The 15056-nt window shown below is 73.1% G+C and carries 20 protein-coding genes and 1 tRNA gene; 18 read left to right on the top strand and 3 right to left on the bottom strand.

Translation table 11 applies throughout. The annotated features are described in order from the left end of the window. Window positions 1-77: 77 nt before the first annotated feature. From C5508_RS05380 to C5508_RS05355, 6 genes are all read left to right on the top strand, one after another. Window positions 78-806 (top strand): pseudouridine synthase, encoded by a 729-nt coding sequence (locus C5508_RS05380; RefSeq protein ID WP_104523910.1) that lies wholly within the window; start codon window positions 78-80, stop codon window positions 804-806. A 10-nt stretch (window positions 807-816) separates the two neighbouring features. Further along, the gene (locus C5508_RS05375) at window positions 817-972 is read left to right on the top strand and encodes a hypothetical protein (protein WP_198597894.1); all 156 of its coding nucleotides are present in this window, start codon (window positions 817-819) and stop codon (window positions 970-972) included. A 90-nt stretch (window positions 973-1062) separates the two neighbouring features. Further along, window positions 1063-1425, top strand: a complete 363-nt coding sequence (gene aroH, locus C5508_RS05370) for a chorismate mutase (protein WP_104523909.1) — start codon at window positions 1063-1065, stop codon at window positions 1423-1425. A 29-nt stretch (window positions 1426-1454) separates the two neighbouring features. After that, entirely contained in the window at window positions 1455-2144 is a 690-nt protein-coding gene (gene cmk / locus C5508_RS05365; RefSeq protein ID WP_104523926.1) for a (d)CMP kinase, read from the top strand. Then, entirely contained in the window at window positions 2141-3484 is a 1344-nt protein-coding gene (gene der / locus C5508_RS05360; RefSeq protein WP_104523908.1) for a ribosome biogenesis GTPase Der, read from the top strand. The genes cmk and der overlap by 4 nt, the downstream gene beginning before the upstream one ends. Window positions 3485-3575: 91 nt before the next feature. After that, window positions 3576-3649 (top strand) — tRNA-Pro (locus C5508_RS05355). Between the two features lie 362 nt (window positions 3650-4011). Here the strand turns inward: C5508_RS05355 and C5508_RS05350 are convergent. Continuing rightward, window positions 4012-4401, bottom strand: coding sequence for a VOC family protein (locus C5508_RS05350; RefSeq protein WP_104523907.1), 390 nt, complete (start codon window positions 4399-4401; stop codon window positions 4012-4014). Beyond that, the gene (locus C5508_RS05345) at window positions 4398-4691 is read right to left on the bottom strand and encodes an ArsR/SmtB family transcription factor (protein ID WP_104523906.1); all 294 of its coding nucleotides are present in this window, start codon (window positions 4689-4691) and stop codon (window positions 4398-4400) included. The genes C5508_RS05350 and C5508_RS05345 overlap by 4 nt, the downstream gene beginning before the upstream one ends. Before the next feature lie 158 nt (window positions 4692-4849). On the opposite strand from C5508_RS05345, the gene C5508_RS05340 reads away from it, so the two are divergent. Both C5508_RS05340 and C5508_RS05335 read left to right on the top strand, forming a co-directional pair. Further along, complete coding sequence (locus C5508_RS05340; protein WP_104523905.1) at window positions 4850-5998, top strand: zinc-dependent alcohol dehydrogenase; 1149 nt, start codon at window positions 4850-4852, stop codon at window positions 5996-5998. Window positions 5999-6010: 12 nt separating this feature from the next. Further along, the gene (locus tag C5508_RS05335; RefSeq protein ID WP_104523904.1) at window positions 6011-6601 is read left to right on the top strand and encodes a hypothetical protein; all 591 of its coding nucleotides are present in this window, start codon (window positions 6011-6013) and stop codon (window positions 6599-6601) included. 2 nt (window positions 6602-6603) lie between these two features. Here the strand turns inward: C5508_RS05335 and C5508_RS05330 are convergent, their stop codons facing one another. Next, window positions 6604-6807, bottom strand: coding sequence for a hypothetical protein (locus C5508_RS05330; RefSeq protein ID WP_104523903.1), 204 nt, complete (start codon window positions 6805-6807; stop codon window positions 6604-6606). A 54-nt stretch (window positions 6808-6861) separates the two neighbouring features. On the opposite strand from C5508_RS05330, the gene C5508_RS05325 reads away from it, so the two are divergent. From C5508_RS05325 to C5508_RS05280, 10 genes are all read left to right on the top strand, one after another. Further along, a complete protein-coding gene (locus C5508_RS05325) occupies window positions 6862-7401 on the top strand; it encodes a DUF2243 domain-containing protein (protein ID WP_104523902.1) in 540 nt (179 codons plus the stop codon). Between the two features lie 50 nt (window positions 7402-7451). Beyond that, on the top strand, window positions 7452-9539 hold the full coding sequence (locus C5508_RS05320; protein ID WP_232796932.1) for an elongation factor G-like protein EF-G2: 2088 nt from the start codon (window positions 7452-7454) through the stop codon (window positions 9537-9539). A gap of 100 nt (window positions 9540-9639) precedes the next feature. Continuing rightward, window positions 9640-10299, top strand: coding sequence for a CDP-alcohol phosphatidyltransferase family protein (locus C5508_RS05315; protein WP_198597893.1), 660 nt, complete (start codon window positions 9640-9642; stop codon window positions 10297-10299). Next, the gene (locus C5508_RS05310) at window positions 10296-11201 is read left to right on the top strand and encodes a DUF881 domain-containing protein (RefSeq protein ID WP_104523901.1); all 906 of its coding nucleotides are present in this window, start codon (window positions 10296-10298) and stop codon (window positions 11199-11201) included. The genes C5508_RS05315 and C5508_RS05310 overlap by 4 nt, the downstream gene beginning before the upstream one ends. Before the next feature lie 4 nt (window positions 11202-11205). Next, window positions 11206-11538, top strand: a complete 333-nt coding sequence (locus tag C5508_RS05305) for a small basic family protein (protein WP_104523900.1) — start codon at window positions 11206-11208, stop codon at window positions 11536-11538. After that, entirely contained in the window at window positions 11535-12356 is an 822-nt protein-coding gene (locus C5508_RS05300; RefSeq protein WP_104523899.1) for a DUF881 domain-containing protein, read from the top strand. Before C5508_RS05305 ends, C5508_RS05300 begins: the two co-directional genes overlap by 4 nt. Window positions 12357-12453: 97 nt before the next feature. Next, complete coding sequence (gene gcvH / locus C5508_RS05295; protein ID WP_104523898.1) at window positions 12454-12858, top strand: glycine cleavage system protein GcvH; 405 nt, start codon at window positions 12454-12456, stop codon at window positions 12856-12858. Between the two features lie 262 nt (window positions 12859-13120). After that, window positions 13121-13636: an oxoglutarate dehydrogenase inhibitor Odhl gene (gene odhI / locus C5508_RS05290; protein WP_104523897.1), complete on the top strand. Its 516-nt coding sequence runs from the start codon at window positions 13121-13123 to the stop codon at window positions 13634-13636. A gap of 5 nt (window positions 13637-13641) precedes the next feature. Beyond that, a complete protein-coding gene (ftsR, locus tag C5508_RS05285; RefSeq protein WP_104523923.1) occupies window positions 13642-14364 on the top strand; it encodes a transcriptional regulator FtsR in 723 nt (240 codons plus the stop codon). A 114-nt stretch (window positions 14365-14478) separates the two neighbouring features. After that, window positions 14479-14970, top strand: a complete 492-nt coding sequence (locus C5508_RS05280; RefSeq protein WP_104523896.1) for a bifunctional nuclease family protein — start codon at window positions 14479-14481, stop codon at window positions 14968-14970. Window positions 14971-15056 lie beyond the last annotated feature (86 nt).

Genomic DNA, 15056 nt, shown 5'->3' with positions numbered 1-15056 from the left:
TTTACTTTTAGATATTGATTTTTAATAGTACTGTAGCGTTACGCAGACTACCGTAGCCTTTTTCTCGGAGTCGTCGGTTGTGTATACGGGAGCGGCTGCAGAAGGTCCTGGCCCGTGCCGGTGTCGCCTCCCGCCGGGTCGTCGAGGAGATGATCGAGGCCGGCCGGATCAGCGTGAACGGCGAGCAGGTCCGCGTGCAGGGCATGCGGGTCGACGCGCTCACCGACAAGATCGCCGTCGACGGCGTCCGGCTCGAGATCCGCGACGACCGCGTCACCTACGCGATCAACAAGCCCAGCGGCGTGATCACCGCGATGAGCGACGACCGCGCGCGGCCCACCATCGGCGACATGGTCGGCGACCTCGCGCCGGGACTGGTGCACGTCGGCCGGTTGGACCAGGACACCGAGGGCCTGTTGCTGGTCACCAACGACGGCGAGCTCGCCCACCGGCTGGCCCATCCGTCCTACGGCGTCCGCAAGACCTACCTCGCGCAGGTGTCCGGCAAGGTGCCCCGCGACCTGTTCCGCCGGCTGCGCGCCGGGGTGGAGCTCGAGGACGGCCCGGTGAAGGTCGACGCGTTCCGCGTCGTGGACACCCACGCCGGGCAGTCGGTGGTCGAGGTCGTGCTGCACGAGGGCCGCAAGCACATCGTCCGCCGGCTGCTGGCCCACGTGGGCCTGCCGGTGTCCCGGCTGACCCGCACCGCCGTGGGGCCGGTCGAGCTGCAGCGGATGCGCAGCGGCTCGATCCGCAAGCTCACCCGCCAGGAGGTCGGCACCCTCGAGGAGCTCGTCGGTCTGTGAGGGCGGCCGGGTGCGGCCGGAGGACCTGGAGGTCGCCGAGCACCTCATCACCGCGCGGGTCGACGGCCGTCGTCCGCCGGCCAAGGGCGAGGTTCTGCACGTCGTCCCGCGCGGCGGTCACGTGCACCTGTTCGACGTCGCCGACGGGAGCCGGCTGGGCGACTGACCCGTGCGGGGGAGGCCGGTGGCGCGGCCTCCCTAGACTCGTTCGAGGCGCCCGGCGATCCGGGCCCGGTCCACCGAACGAGGAGAGTGCATGGCCGTCCGAGCCATCCGGGGCGCGACGCAGGTCGAGGCCGACGACCGGGAGCAGGTGCTCGAGGCGACCCGTGAGCTGGTGCAGGCCGTTCTGGAGCGCAACGACCTGCACTCCGAGGACCTGATCAGCATCCTCTTCACGGCGACTCCCGACCTCGTGTCGGAGTTCCCCGCGCTGGCCGCACGCGAGCTCGGGCTCGGCGACGTGCCGCTGATGTGCGCCACCGAGATCGCCGTGCCGCACGCCCTCCCGCGGGTGCTGCGGCTCATGGCGCACGCCGAGACGCCGAAGGCCCGCCCCGACATCCAGCACGTCTACCTGCGGGGCGCGGTCGCGCTGCGCAGGGACATCGCGCAGTGAGCGCACCCGAGAGAGCAGTGAGTGAGCAGATGAGCTTCCGAGGCCAGGTGACCCTCGACGGACCGTCGGGCACCGGCAAGTCCAGCGTGGCGCGCGGTGTCGCCGCCCGCCTGGGCGCCGCCTACCTCGACACCGGCGCCATGTACCGCGCGGCCACCGTCGCGGTGCTCGACGCCGGGGTCGAGCCCGAGGACGCCGAGGCCGTGGCACGCACCGTCGCCGCGGCCCGGATCGAGGTCGGCACCGAGGCCGGCGCCGAGCTGGTGCGGGTCGACGGCGTGGACGTCGCCGAGCGGATCCGTGGCGCCGAGGTCACCCGGGCCGTGTCCGCGGTCTCCGCGGTTCCCGCCGTCCGCCGGCAGCTCGTGGACCAGCAGCGCGCGCTGGTCGCCGCGGCCGGCAGCGTCGTCGTCGAGGGCCGGGACATCGGCACCGTCGTCCTCCCGGACGCGACGCTGAAGGTCTACTTGACCGCCGCGCCGGAGGCCCGCGCGCAGCGGCGTGCCGGGCAGCTGGGCATCACCGAGCCGGCCGAGATCGCCGTCCTGGCCGCCGACCTGCGCCGCCGCGACGAGTACGACAGCAGCCGCGCCGACAGCCCGCTGCGGCCTGCCGCCGACGCCGTCGTCGTCGACAGCACCGAGCTGGACCAGCAGGCCGTCGTCGACCGCGTCGTCGCGCTGGCCGAGTCCGGCGTACCGGCGGGGGAGCGGGCATGACCGAGCAGAACACCGGCCCGCTGCCGGTCGTCGCCATCGTCGGCCGCCCGAACGTGGGCAAGTCGACGCTGGTCAACCGCTTCCTCGGCCGCCGTGCCGCCGTCGTCCAGGACACCCCGGGCGTGACCCGGGACCGCATCTCCTACGAGGCGCTCTGGAACGGCAAGCGCTTCACCGTCGTGGACACCGGCGGCTGGGACCCCAAGGCCACCGGCATCGGCGCCTCGATCACCCGCCAGGCCGAGTACGCGATGAAGACCGCCGACGTCATCGTCTTCGTCGTCGACAGCCAGGTAGGGGCCACCGAGACCGACCTGGCCGCGGCGCGGGTGCTCCGGCGCAGCGACCGGCCGGTCATCCTGGTGGCCAACAAGGTCGACGACGAGCGCAGCGAGGCCAACGCCGCCGAGCTGTGGAGCCTGGGCATGGGCGAGCCGCACGCGGTCAGCGCCCTGCACGGCCGGGCCAGCGGTGACCTGCTGGACCTGGTGCTCGACGCCATGCCCGAGGCGCCCCGCGAGCAGGAGCAGGAGGGCGGCCCGCGCCGGGTGGCGCTGGTGGGGCGCCCGAACGTGGGCAAGTCCAGCCTGATCAACCGGCTGGCCAAGGAGGAGCGGTCGGTCGTCGACTCCGTCGCCGGCACCACCGTCGACCCGGTGGACTCGATCGTCACCCTGGGCGGCGAGGAGTGGCGCTTCGTCGACACCGCAGGTCTGCGCCGCAAGGTGAACACCGCCAGCGGCATGGAGTACTACGCCAGCCTGCGCACGGAGGCCGCGATCCAGGCCGCCGAGGTCGCCGTCGTGCTGCTGGCCGCCGACGAGGTCATCAGCGAGCAGGACCAGCGGGTCATCACCCAGGTGGTCGAGGCCGGCCGCGCGCTGGTCATCGCCATCAACAAGTGGGACACCCTCGACGAGGACCGCCACTACCAGCTGGAGAAGGAGGTGGAGCGCGACCTGGCCCGCGTGAAGTGGGCGACGCGGGTCAACATCTCCGCCTCCACCGGCCGCGGCGTCGCGAAGCTCGCCGACCACCTGCGGGCCGCGCTGGCCTCGTGGGAGACCCGGGTGCCCACGGCGGAGCTGAACACCTTCGTCCGCGCGCTGGTGCAGGAGACGCCGCCCCCGGCGCGGGGTGGCCGGGCGCCGAAGATCAAGTACGTGACCCAGGCCGACATCCGGCCGCCGCGCTTCGTCGTCTTCTCCACCGGGTTCCTCGAGGCCGGGTACCGCCGGTTCCTGGAGCGCAAGCTGCGCGAGCAGTTCGGCTTCTCCGGCACGCCGATCGAGGTCTCGGTCAAGGTCCGCGAGGGCCGGGACAGGGACAAGCGGAGCTGACCGACCACCGGTCAGGGGCGCCGACCCGGTGCGGTAATCTTCCGGAGCGGTCGTCGCGCGGCCGGGGATTTCCCGGCAGGCGGACGGCACGCGGGCTGTAGCGCAGCTTGGTAGCGCACTTGACTGGGGGTCAAGGGGTCGCAGGTTCAAATCCTGTCAGCCCGACAGAAGCACCTCCCTTGTTCCGGCCGGATCAGGGGAGGTGCTTGCGTCTAGTGGACATCTCGATGTCCGCGGCGACGCGTGTCGGTCGACGAGCAGCCTCAGTACCTTCACGCTGTTCGTGCTGCCGTTCTGGAGTTCCAAGAAGCCCTTCAAGGGCTTTCTTGAGCTGGACGCGAAAAACTCGGGTCCAGTGGGACGAGGTCTCTTCCCGCCGTCTTCCCTGAGGCTGGTGCCGAACCTGCGGAGAACGAGGCGCGGCCCGCCATCGTCGCTCAGGCCGCAGGGCGAGCGGGAATGGCGACGGGGCTCACCAACGTCTACTCCCTGGTCCAGGACACCGGTCGGGGTGATCCGATCGCGGGCTACTTCATGGTGGCGAGCTGGATGAGGTTGCCGCAGGTGTCGTCGAGGACGGCGACGACCACCGGGCCGTAGTCGACCGGGTCCTGGGTGAACACGACGCCGAGGGCCTTGAGCCGCTCGGTCTCGGCGTACACGTCGTCCACGGCGAACTGCGTGAACGGGATGCCGTCGGCCACCAGGGCTTCCTTGTAGACCTTCGCCGCCGGGTGCCCGGTCGGCTCCAGCAGCAGCTCGACGCCGTCGGGGACGGCGGGGGAGACGACGGTCAGCCAGCGGGCGCCGCCGGCCGGCACGTCGGTCTTCGTCACGAACCCGAGCTTCTGCGTGTAGAAGTCCAGCGCCTTGGCCTGGTCGTCGACGTAGACGCTGGTGACGTTGATGCGGATCACGGTGGGGCCTCCCGGTCGATGGGCCACCGCTCCACGAGCGCGCGCAGCGGGCCCGTGTCGAGGTGGCGGAACTTGTACCGGCCCTGCCTGCGCGCGCGCACCAGTCCGGCCTGCTCCAGCACCGCGAGGTGCTGGGAGATGGCCTGTCGCGAGGAGGTGAGGCCGTGCTTCATGACCAGCCGGCCGCAGATCTCGAACAGCGTCTGGCCGTCGCGGTCGGCCAGCTCGACGAGGATCGTCCGGCGGGTGGGGTCGCCGAGAGCCCTGAACAGCTCCTGGTCGGCATCCACGCAGACGAGTGAAGGCAAGTCTTCGCTTGCCTGTCAACAGGGTGCCCGGGTGGCCGGACCGGTGGGGATGGCGCAGGGTCGAGGGTGCCGGCGACCTCCGGCGCAACCGTCCACCGAGCGCGCTCCCGAGCGCGCCGGCGCGGAGGAGAGCGAGTTCCATGCGAGCGATGGTCTACCGAGGCCCCTACAAGATCAGGGTCGAGGAGAAGGACGTCCCGGCGATCGAGCACCCGAACGACGCGATCATCCGCGTCACGCTCGCCGCCATCTGCGGATCGGACCTGCACCTCTACCACGGGCTCATGCCGGACACCCGGGTCGGCCACACCTTCGGTCACGAGTTCATCGGAATCGTGCACGAGGTCGGTTCCTCGGTGCAGAACCTGAAGGTCGGCGACCGGGTCATGGTCCCGTTCAACATCTACTGCGGCTCGTGCTGGTACTGCTCCCGCGGGCTCTACTCCAACTGCCACAACGTCAACGCCAACGCCACGGCGGTGGGCGGCATCTACGGCTACTCGCACACCACCGGCGGGTACGACGGCGGCCAGGCCGAGTACGTGCGCGTCCCGTTCGCGGACGTCGGCCCGGCGAAGATCCCGGACTGGATGAGCGACGACGACGCGGTCCTGCTCACCGACGCCACGTCCACCGGCTACTTCGGGGCGCAGCTCGGCGACATCGCGGAGGGGGACACGGTCGTCGTCTTCGGCGCCGGTCCGGTAGGCCTGGTCGCCGCTCAGTCCTCGTGGCTGATGGGCGCGGGGCGGGTCATCGTCGTCGACCATCTGGACTACCGGCTGGAGAAGGCCCGCGACTTCGCGCACGCCGAGACGCTGAACTTCGCCGAGTACGACGACGTCGTCGTGGAGCTGAAGAAGCAGACCGACTACCTGGGTGCCGACGTCGCCATCGAGTGCGTCGGCGCCGAGGCCGACGGCAACCTGCTCCAGCACGTCGCCGGCGCGAAGCTCAAGATGCAGGGTGGCTCACCGGTCGCGCTGAACTGGGCCATCGACGGCGTCCGCAAGGGCGCGACGATCTCGGTGATGGGCGCCTACGGGCCGATCCCCAACGCGGTGAAGTTCGGCGACGCGCTCAACAAGGGGCTGACCCTGCGGATGAACCAGGCGCCGGTGAAGCGCCAGTGGCCGAGGCTGTTCGAGCACATCCGCAACGGCTACCTCAAGCCCAGCGACATGGTCACCCACCGCTTCCCGCTGGAGGAGATCAGCGAGGCGTACCACGTCTTCTCCGCGAAGCTCGACGGCTGCATCAAGCCGCTGATCGTGCCCGGCACGGCCTGAGAGGAGCAGGACATGACCAGCGGTGACATCCCCAGCGCCTACATCCGGGAGAAGCGCACCCCGGCCCCCAGCCGGGAGGAGCTGCGGGCGCGGATCCCCGGCTGGGGCGTGGACCTCGACCCGGCCGACCGGCCCTCGAACCCCAAGCTGCTGCACGCCCCCGACACCGGCGCGCACTGGGACTTCCCCGAGCGCCAGCCCGAGAAGTGGCCGCGGGAGAGGTCCGTCGAGCACGCGTTCGTGACCCCGGTGTTCGGCACCGCCCAGCCGCCCAAGGGCCTCTCCGGTGCCATCCGGAAGCTCGCCTACGCACGGTTCAGCGAGGGGCGGCTGGCGCACTGGATGCTGCTGGTGGTCGGTGACCGCGTGGACGCGGTGGCGAACCACCTCGCGTCCCTGGCCACGTCGCGGCCGGACAACCCGATCACCCAGACCGGCGTGAAGGCCGAATTCACGCACGGCGGCCTCCGCTCGCGGCGCGGCCGCGTGGACGCCCGCCACCACGTGCTCGACCCGCTCGTCGTCGGTGGGCCGTGGGTCGTGACCGCGGTCGTCGCCGTCCGCGCCCTGGCCCGGGCCGGGGCGCGCGTGCGGCGCCGCTGAGCTCAGTCCTCGGCCAGCCGCCGGCAGTCGGGGCAGGGGTCGGCCGCGCCGAGACCGCGCGGACCGTCCCAGCGGCCCTGCACGACGTCCACCGACGCCCCGCAGATGGCGGCCCAGGGAGCGGGCAGGTCCGCGGTGCTGCGGAGAACGGCGTGGGTCCGGCCCGTTCCCTGGTCCCGGCCGGCCGCGTGGTCGCTCGTGCTCATGTCCCCAGCATGCGCGGACGGGTGCGCGCGCCGTCGCGGGGGTAGCCGCGTCCCATGGCGACGACGGACACGAGAGCGGGGGAGCGGCTGCCCTCCCGCGCCACCGGGCTGCTCTACGGGCTGGGGTTCGGTGGCTTCCTCGACGGCATCGTGCTGCACCAGATCCTGCAGTGGCACCACATGGTCAGTGCGGTCGAGGAGCCGACGACGGTGGCCGGGCTGGAGCTCAACACGACCGCCGACGGCCTCTTCCACCTGGCGACGTGGGTGCTCACGTTCGCCGGCACCGTCACCGCGCTGATCGCCTGGCGACAGGGCCGGACCGCACCCAGCTGGAGCTTCCACATCGGCCTCGTGGTGGCGGGCTGGGGGCTGTTCAACCTCGTCGAGGGGCTCGTGGACCACCAGCTGCTCGGGGTCCACCACGTACGCGACGACCTCGGCGCCCCGCTGAGCTGGGACCTCGCCTTCCTCGCCTCGGGGGCGGTCCTGATCGCGGGAGGCTGGCTGATCCACCGCCGCGGGGTCCGCGACACGGCCCGCCGGGCGGCGTCGGCCGGCTCCGCTCCGGCCGGCCGCTCGGCAGCCCCTTGATCGCTCGCCCAGACTTCGGCAGGCTGTGACTCGCACCACAGTCGAGCGTCGTGGGGGTCGCCGTGGCGAAGGACACCGGGACGGCGCCGGTCCCGCGGCGCGCCGCGGACGTGCGCAACGTGGCCCTGGTCGGCCACGCCGGCGCGGGGAAGACCACGCTCGCCGAGGCACTCCTCGCCGCCACGGGGGCGATACCCCGGCCCGGCCGGGTGGAGGACGGAACCACCTGCCTGGACACCGAGGACGTCGAGATCCGCCAGCAGCGCTCGGTGTCGCTCGGCGTCGCCACCGTCGAGCATGCCGACGCCCGGATCACCCTGCTCGACACCCCCGGGTCCCCGGACTTCGTCGGTGAGGTGCGCGCCGGACTGCGCGCCGCGGACTCGGCGCTCTTCGTCGTCAGCGCGGTCAACGGCATGGACGCCGCGACCGTCCAGCTGTGGGAGGAGTGCGCGGCGGTCGGCATGCCGCGCGCCGTCGTGGTCACCCAGATCGACCGGGCCCGCGCCGATGTGGACGAGGCGGTGCGGCTGGCCCAGCTGATGCTGGGGGAGGGGGTCTACCCCCTGCACCTGGTGGACCGGGGTGCCGACGGTGCGGCCCGGAGGCTGCTGTCGCTGCTCGACCCGGCGGCCCGGGCAGCCGGGGGACCCGACGTCGACCGGCTCCGTGCCGAGCTCATCGAGGGCATCATCGGCGAGAGCGAGGACGAGACGCTCATGGAGCGCTACCTCGCCGGCGACGAACTGGCCCGAGCCGACCTGGTGGCCGACCTGGAGACCGCCGTCGCCCGGGGGCACTTCCACCCGGTGCTGTGCGTCTCGGCGCTCGCCGGTGTCGGCGTCGAGGACCTGCTGGACCTGCTCGTCGCTGCATTCCCCTGCCCGGTGGAGCACGGCTGCCCACCGGTCACCCGCCCCGACGGCACCGCCGCCCCGGCGCTCATTTGCGACTCCGACGGCCCCCTCGTGGCCGAGGTGGTGAAGACGACGACCGACCCCTATGTGGGGCGGGTCTCCCTGGTCCGGGTCTTCTCCGGCACCTTGCGCCCCGACGTCGCCGTCCACGTCTCCGGGCACGGCCTCGCCGACCGGGGGCACCCCGACCACGACGCGGACGAGCGGATCGGCGTGCTGTCCTCGCCGCTGGGCGCCGCCCTGCGTCCGGTGAGCTCCTGTCCGGCCGGCGACATCTGCGCCGTCGCCCGGCTGACCACCGCCGAGACCGGGGACACGCTCAGCTCCCCGGAGGACCCCCGCCTGGTGGCGCCGTGGGACCTGCCCGTGCCCCAGCTGCCGGTCGCGGTCGAGGCCGCCTCGCACTCCGACGAGGACCGGATGGCCACCGCACTGTCCCGACTCGTGGCCGAGGACCTGACCGTGCGGCTGGAGCGGCGCGCGGACACCGGCCAGCTGATCCTCTGGTGCGTGGGGGACGGGCACGCCGAGGTGCTGCTCGACCGGCTCCGCACCCGGCACGGGGTCGCCGTCGTCCCCGTGCCCGTGCGGGTGCCGCTGGTCGAGACGCTGTGCGGGGCGGCCCGCGTGACCGGCCGGCACGTGAAGCAGTCCGGCGGCCACGGCCAGTACGCCGTCGTCGTGGTCGAGGGGGAGCCCGGGCCCACCGGCTCGGGAATCGTCTTCGACCAGCGCATCGTCGGGGGCACCGTGCCGAGCCAGTACCACTCGAGCGTGGAGAGGGGGATCCGCGCGCAGGCCCGGCGCGGTGTGCACGGCGACCGTCCGATCGTCGACGTCCGGGTCACCCTCGTGGACGGGAAGGCGCACAGCGTCGACTCCTCGGACGCGGCATTCCAGTCCGCCGGGGCCCTGGCGCTGCGCGAGCTCGTGGCGGCCGTGGGCACGCGGGTGCTCGAGCCCTGGTGCGAGATCGAGGTGCGCGTCCCCGCCGAGTACGTGGGAGCGGTCATGAGCGACCTCTCGTCCCGGCGGGCCCGCGTCACGGGCAGCGAGGCCGACCCCGACCGGGACAGGTCCACCGTGCGGGCGGAGGTGCCCGAGGTGGAGCTGCTCGGCTACCCCGGGGTGCTGCGGTCGGTCACGCACGGCACGGCCGTCTTCGACCGGCGGCCGCTGCGGTACGAGCCCGCCCCGGCGGCCTTCGCCGTGCCCGCCTAGCTCCGGGCCCCGTCCCCGGGCTCGCGGGAGCCTGCGAGCGGCGGGCGGACGGGATCCGTCGACTAGCCTCGGGTGTGGTGGTGCAGGGGCTGGAGGAGTCGTGACGTCGTCGAACGGGCCGTCGGCGCCCGCAGCCGTACCCCCGGGCCGGGGCGGCGCCCCCGTGGTCGCGAACCGCGACGAGCTCTCCGACCGGATCTGGACGCTGCCCAACGCGCTGTCGGTCCTGCGCCTGCTCGGCGTCCCGCTGTTCCTGTGGCTGCTGCTGGGGCCCGAGCAGGACGGCTGGGCGATCGCCGTCCTCATGGTGTCCGGGTTCACCGACTGGGCCGACGGCAAGCTGGCCCGCTGGCTGGACCAGGGCAGCCGGCTGGGGGCCCTGCTGGACCCCGCAGCTGACCGGCTCTACATCGTCAGCACGCTCGTCGCCCTGGCCCTGCGCGGGATCGTCCCCGTGTGGCTCGTCGCCGCGCTGGTCGGCCGCGAGTTCGTGCTCGCCGGAATGCTCCTCCTCCTGCGCCGCCACGGGTACCCGCCGCTGCAGGTGCACTACCTCGGCAAGGCCGCGACGCTCCTGCTGCTGTACGCCTTCCCCGGCCTGCTCCTGGCCGACGGCTCCGGCTGGCTCGCCACGGCGATCGCGCCGTTCGCCTGGGCCTTCACGATCTGGGGCACGGCCCTGTACCTCCTCGCCGGGGTCTTCTACGTCGTCCAGGTCGTCGGGCTGGTCGCCCGCGACCGTGCGGCGAGCCGGTCGTGACGAGCACTGCCCGGTCGGGCGGGGTCCGGTCCCTGGGAGCCTCCCTCCTGGACGACGTGCTGGCCGAGACCCTCGACCCTGCCTACGCGCAGGCCGCCGCGGCCCGCGCCTCCCGCGAGAAGGCCGGCGGCACGCCGCGACGGCGCGGTCAGGTGCTGGTGGCCCTCACGATGGCCGTCGCCGGACTGCTCCTCGCGGTCACCTACAACCAGGCCGCGGCCAGGGAGCAGGGGCGCCAGGAGATCCGCACCGCCCTGGTGCGCGACATCCAGGACGAGTCCGCCGTCAGCGACGAACTGACCGCCCAGCTCGAGGAGCTCCGGGCAGAGGTCGGCCGCACCAGCGACGACCTGCTGGCGGCGACCGCGGTCGGCCAGCGGGCGCTCGACGCGCTGGCCCGGGCCGAGCAGGGCACCGCCGCCGTGGCGGTCACCGGACCCGGTCTGCTGGTCACCCTCGCGAACGCCGACGCCGACGCCGACGACGACCCGGTGGGCGGGGCGACGACGGAGAACAGCGGCGAGCGGGTGCAGGACGGCGATCTGCAGAAGGTGGTCAACGCGCTGTGGGCCTCCGGCGCCGAGGCGGTCAGCATCAACGGGCAGCGGCTGGGACCCACCAGCGCCATCCGGTTCGCCGGTGAGGCCGTGCTGGTGGACTTCCGGCCCGTCACCAATCCCTACGAGATCAGCGCCATCGGGGAGCCGGACGAGCTGGCCGCGGCCTTCCTGCTCGATCCCGAGGTGCGGTCGGTGGCCTGGGTGTCCAAGAACTACGGCCTGCGCTTCGAGTTCGCCAAGGAGGACGAGCTGTCCCTGCCCGCCGCGAGCCCGCCCGAGCTCCGCTTCGCCGAACCGCTCGGCACCCGCCGGGCCGGCGCCGACCCCTCACCCGGAGGCTGACCCCGTGATCCCGATCCTCGGACTCGCGGTCGGCATCCTCCTCGGGCTGGTCTTCGACCCGACGGTGCCGCTCGGCCTGCAGCCCTACCTGCCGATCGCGGTCGTGGCCGCCCTGGACGCCGTCTTCGGTGGGTTCCGGGCGCGGCTCGACGGCATCTTCGACGCCAAGGTCTTCGTCATCTCGTTCGTGTCCAACGTCGTCGTGGCCGCGCTCATCGTGTTCCTGGGCGACCAGCTCGGGGTGGGCGCGCAGCTGTCGACGGCGGTCGTGGTGGTCCTCGGGATCCGCATCTTCGGCAACGCGGCGGCCATCCGGCGGCACGTCTTCCGGGCATGACCGAGGACGAGCGGCCCGCCGCGCCGGAGGAGCCGGCCGACGGCCCGGCCGCGGACAGCCCGTTCCCCGTGCCGACGGCGGCACCCGTGCCCGCGACCGACGGGACGGGCCCCGTCGCGCCCGCCAGCCGGCGCCGCCGCGACCTGCGGGCAGCGGCCCTCATCGGCGTGCTGACCCTGCTGCTGGGCTTCGCGCTCGCGGTGCAGGTGCGCAACGCCGACGAGGCCCAGGTGCTCGCCGGCGCCCGCGAGGAGGACCTCGTGCGCATCCTCGACGAGCTCAACTCCCGGGAGGAGCGGCTCCGCGCGCAGATCGCCGAGCAGCGCACGGCGCTCCAGGAGCTCTCCGGCTCCGGCAGCCGTACCGGCACGGCGCTCGAGGAGGCCCGCCGCCAGGCCGAGGCGTTCGGCATCCTCAACGGCACCCTGCCGGCGCAGGGTCCCGGCATCACCCTGACGATCGGCGACCCCTCCGACGAGGTGCGGGTCCGCGACCTGCTCGACGTCATCCAGGAGCTGCGCGGGGCGGGAGCGGAGACCATGCAGGTCGACGGCGTCCGGATCGGGCTCTCCTCGGCCGTCACGGGCTCGGCCGGCAGCCTCCGCGTCGACGGCACGGGGCTGCGGGCGCCCTACGAGTTCCTGGTCATCGGTGACCCCCAGGGCATCGAGACCGCCATGAACATCCCGGGCGGCGTCGTCCAGGCGATCGGCAACCGCGGGGGCAGCGCAACCATCGAGCAGTCCGAGCTCCTGGTGGTCGACGCGTTGCGGCCGCTGGACCGGCCTCAATACGCTGCCCCTGACGAGGACGACTGAAGAAGGACCTCGGTGCCCCCACCTCTCGCTCCGCTCGAGGCGGGCCCCTGCACCGAGGCCGCAGCCGCAAGCAACCCAGTCTGGAGACGACCGCCGCATGAGCACGCCCGACGACCGCCGCTACACCGACCAGCACGAGTGGGCGATGGTGCAGGGCACGGACGGCACCTCCACCGTCGTCCGGATCGGCATCACCGACCATGCCCAGGACGCCCTCGGCGACATCGTGTTCGTGCAGCTGCCGGAGGTCGGCGACGAGGTGACCCCCGGGACGGCGATCGGCGAGGTGGAGTCCACCAAGTCCGTCTCCGACTTCTACGCCCCCGTGGCCGGTGTCGTGGCCGCGGTGAACGAGCGGCTCGCCGACGCGCCGGAGACGCTCAACAGCGATCCGTACGGCGACGGCTGGCTGGTGGAGATCGCGGTTCCAGGGGAGGGTGGCGACCCGGTGGGTCAGCTGCTCGACGCCGCCGCCTACCAGGCGCTGGTCGAGGGTTCGTGACCGGCCCGCCGGGAGGCTGACTCCCGGCATCGATCACTATGATCGCGCTGGGACGAGAGCTCGGGGTCCCCCCGGGAGACCGGCTCGTCCCACCCGGCACATCCGGTTGACCCTCGGGTCGACCGACTGGTTCCATGACCAACGGTCCGCCGCCACCTGCGGTGGCCGACCCACGACGGGCTGACCGGCCCGCCGTCAGCCGGCCGCCCGCGGCCCGTTCCGAGGCCCCGCGGCGGGCCCCTCGCACCGGAGGAGACGCAACGTGCACTGCACTCGATGTGGCCACGAGAACCCCGAGGGCAGTCGCTTCTGCGCGCAGTGCGGTGCGGCGCTGGCCTCCGAGCGCGTCGGCGACGCGACCAGCGTGATCCCCAAGGTCGGCGGGGAGGACTCGGGCGACCAGCCCGAGGCCACCGAGGCCGCCGACGTGCACGCCGGCGCCGTCGAGTCGCTGCCGGCGGGCTCCGCCCTGCTGGTGGTCAAGCGCGGCCCGAACGCCGGCAGCCGCTTCCTGCTCGACCAGGACGTCACCACGGCCGGTCGGCACCCCGACAGCGACATCTTCCTCGACGACGTCACGGTCAGCCGCCGGCACGTCGAGTTCCACCGCGAGGGCGGCGGCTTCTCCGTGCACGACGTCGGCAGCCTCAACGGCACCTACGTCAACCGCGAGCCGGTCGACGTCGCGAACCTGGCGGGCGGTGACGAGGTGCAGATCGGCAAGTTCCGGCTCGTCTACCTCACCGGCCCGCGCACCGGCGAGCCGGCCGCTCGCTAGTGGGCGTGCCCGAGCGCGACCGTGCGCTCGGGGACGCCGCCGACCAGCACACGCCACGCCTGACCATCGGTGAGGTGCTGGCTGTTCTTCGCGACGACTTCCCCGACGTGACGATCAGCAAGATCCGCTACCTCGAGTCCGAGGACCTGGTCCACCCGCAGCGCACGCCGTCGGGGTACCGGAAGTTCTCCCGGGCCGACGTGAGCCGACTGCGCTACGTGCTGACCGCGCAGCGGGACCACTACCTCCCGCTGCGCGTCATCAAGGACCACCTCGACGCGCTGGACCGCGGCGAGGAGCTCCCCGGCACCGGCGGCGCGACTCCGCTCCCGCCGGCGTCGACGGGGGAGGGGGAGGAGGCTCCGCTCACCGCGGACCAGTTCGCCCGCGCCGCCGGCCTGGAGCCCGACCAGCTGGCCGACTGCGTGCAGTTCGGTCTGCTGTCCACCGACGCCGACGGCCGGCACCCCGCCGGCGACCTGCCCATCGCCCGGGCAGCCGCGGGACTGGCCCGGCACGGGATCGAGCCTCGGCACCTGCGCGTCTACCGGAGCGCCGTGGAGCGCGAGGCCGGGCTCGTCGAGCAGCTCGTGGCGCCGGTCCTGCGGGCGCGGTCGGAGGAAGCGCGGGCCCGCGCCACCGAGAAGCTGGGGGAACTCGCGGCGCTGTCCGCGCAGTTGCACACGGCACTGCTCGAGACGCGCCTGCGGGACCTCCTGCGGCCCTGACCGGGCGTACCGTGGGGACGTCGCCGCCCGAGCCCGATCGACGTCCCGACCCGTGACCGGCCGTCTGACCAGACCGTTCCGCCCGACCCCGGGCCGCAGCCGAGGAGCCGCACCGTGCAGGAGCTTCGAGTCGTCGGCGTCCGCGTCGAACTGCCGGGCAACCAGCCCATCCTGCTGCTCAAGGAGACGCAGGGTGAGCGGTACCTGCCCATCTGGATCGGCGCGGTCGAGGCCGCCGCGATCGCGTTCGAGCAGCAGGGCGTCCGCCCGGCCCGCCCGATGACCCACGACCTGCTGCGCGAGGTCGTGCGCACGCTGGGCGCTGAGCTGGAGGCGGTCAACATCACCGAGATGCGCGACGGCATCTACATCGCCGAGCTGGTGTTCGGCGACGACCGGATCGTCAGCGCCCGTCCGTCGGACGCCGTCGCGCTGGCCGTCCGCACCGGAGCTCCCATCTACGGCGCCGAGGACCTCCTCGACGAGGTCGGCATCGAGATCCCCGACGAGCAGGAGGACGAGGTCGAGAAGTTCCGCGAGTTCCTCGACCAGATCTCCCCGGAGGACTTCGGGGCGGGCTCCGGGTCCGGCGGCGGCCCCGCCTGAAGAAGGACCCCGCTGCCCCCGCCACTCGAACGCTGGCGGCGGGTCCCTGCAGCGGGGCCGTTCCAGCACCTCACCTGCCGGAGCCC

The sequence above is a fragment of the Blastococcus atacamensis genome (assembly GCF_002938425.1).
GTDB classification, from domain to species: domain Bacteria; phylum Actinomycetota; class Actinomycetes; order Mycobacteriales; family Geodermatophilaceae; genus Blastococcus; species Blastococcus atacamensis.
The sequence above is the reverse complement of the archived record's forward strand: the minus strand, read 5'-3'. Positions and strand labels throughout refer to the sequence as shown.

Bases quoted from the DNA above. Each gene is read 5' to 3' on its own strand.
- cmk (WP_104523926.1), top strand. From the start codon at position 1,455: ATGAGCTTCCGAGGCCAGGTGACCCTCGACGGACCGTCGGGCACCGGC.
- C5508_RS05300 (WP_104523899.1), top strand. From the start codon at position 11,535: ATGACCGAGGACGAGCGGCCCGCCGCGCCGGAGGAGCCGGCCGACGGC.
- aroH (WP_104523909.1), top strand. From the start codon at position 1,063: ATGGCCGTCCGAGCCATCCGGGGCGCGACGCAGGTCGAGGCCGACGAC.
- C5508_RS05325 (WP_104523902.1), top strand. From the start codon at position 6,862: ATGGCGACGACGGACACGAGAGCGGGGGAGCGGCTGCCCTCCCGCGCC.
- C5508_RS05335 (WP_104523904.1), top strand. From the start codon at position 6,011: ATGACCAGCGGTGACATCCCCAGCGCCTACATCCGGGAGAAGCGCACC.
- C5508_RS05330 (WP_104523903.1), bottom strand. From the start codon at position 6,807: ATGAGCACGAGCGACCACGCGGCCGGCCGGGACCAGGGAACGGGCCGG.
- der (WP_104523908.1), top strand. From the start codon at position 2,141: ATGACCGAGCAGAACACCGGCCCGCTGCCGGTCGTCGCCATCGTCGGC.
- gcvH (WP_104523898.1), top strand. From the start codon at position 12,454: ATGAGCACGCCCGACGACCGCCGCTACACCGACCAGCACGAGTGGGCG.
- C5508_RS05340 (WP_104523905.1), top strand. From the start codon at position 4,850: ATGCGAGCGATGGTCTACCGAGGCCCCTACAAGATCAGGGTCGAGGAG.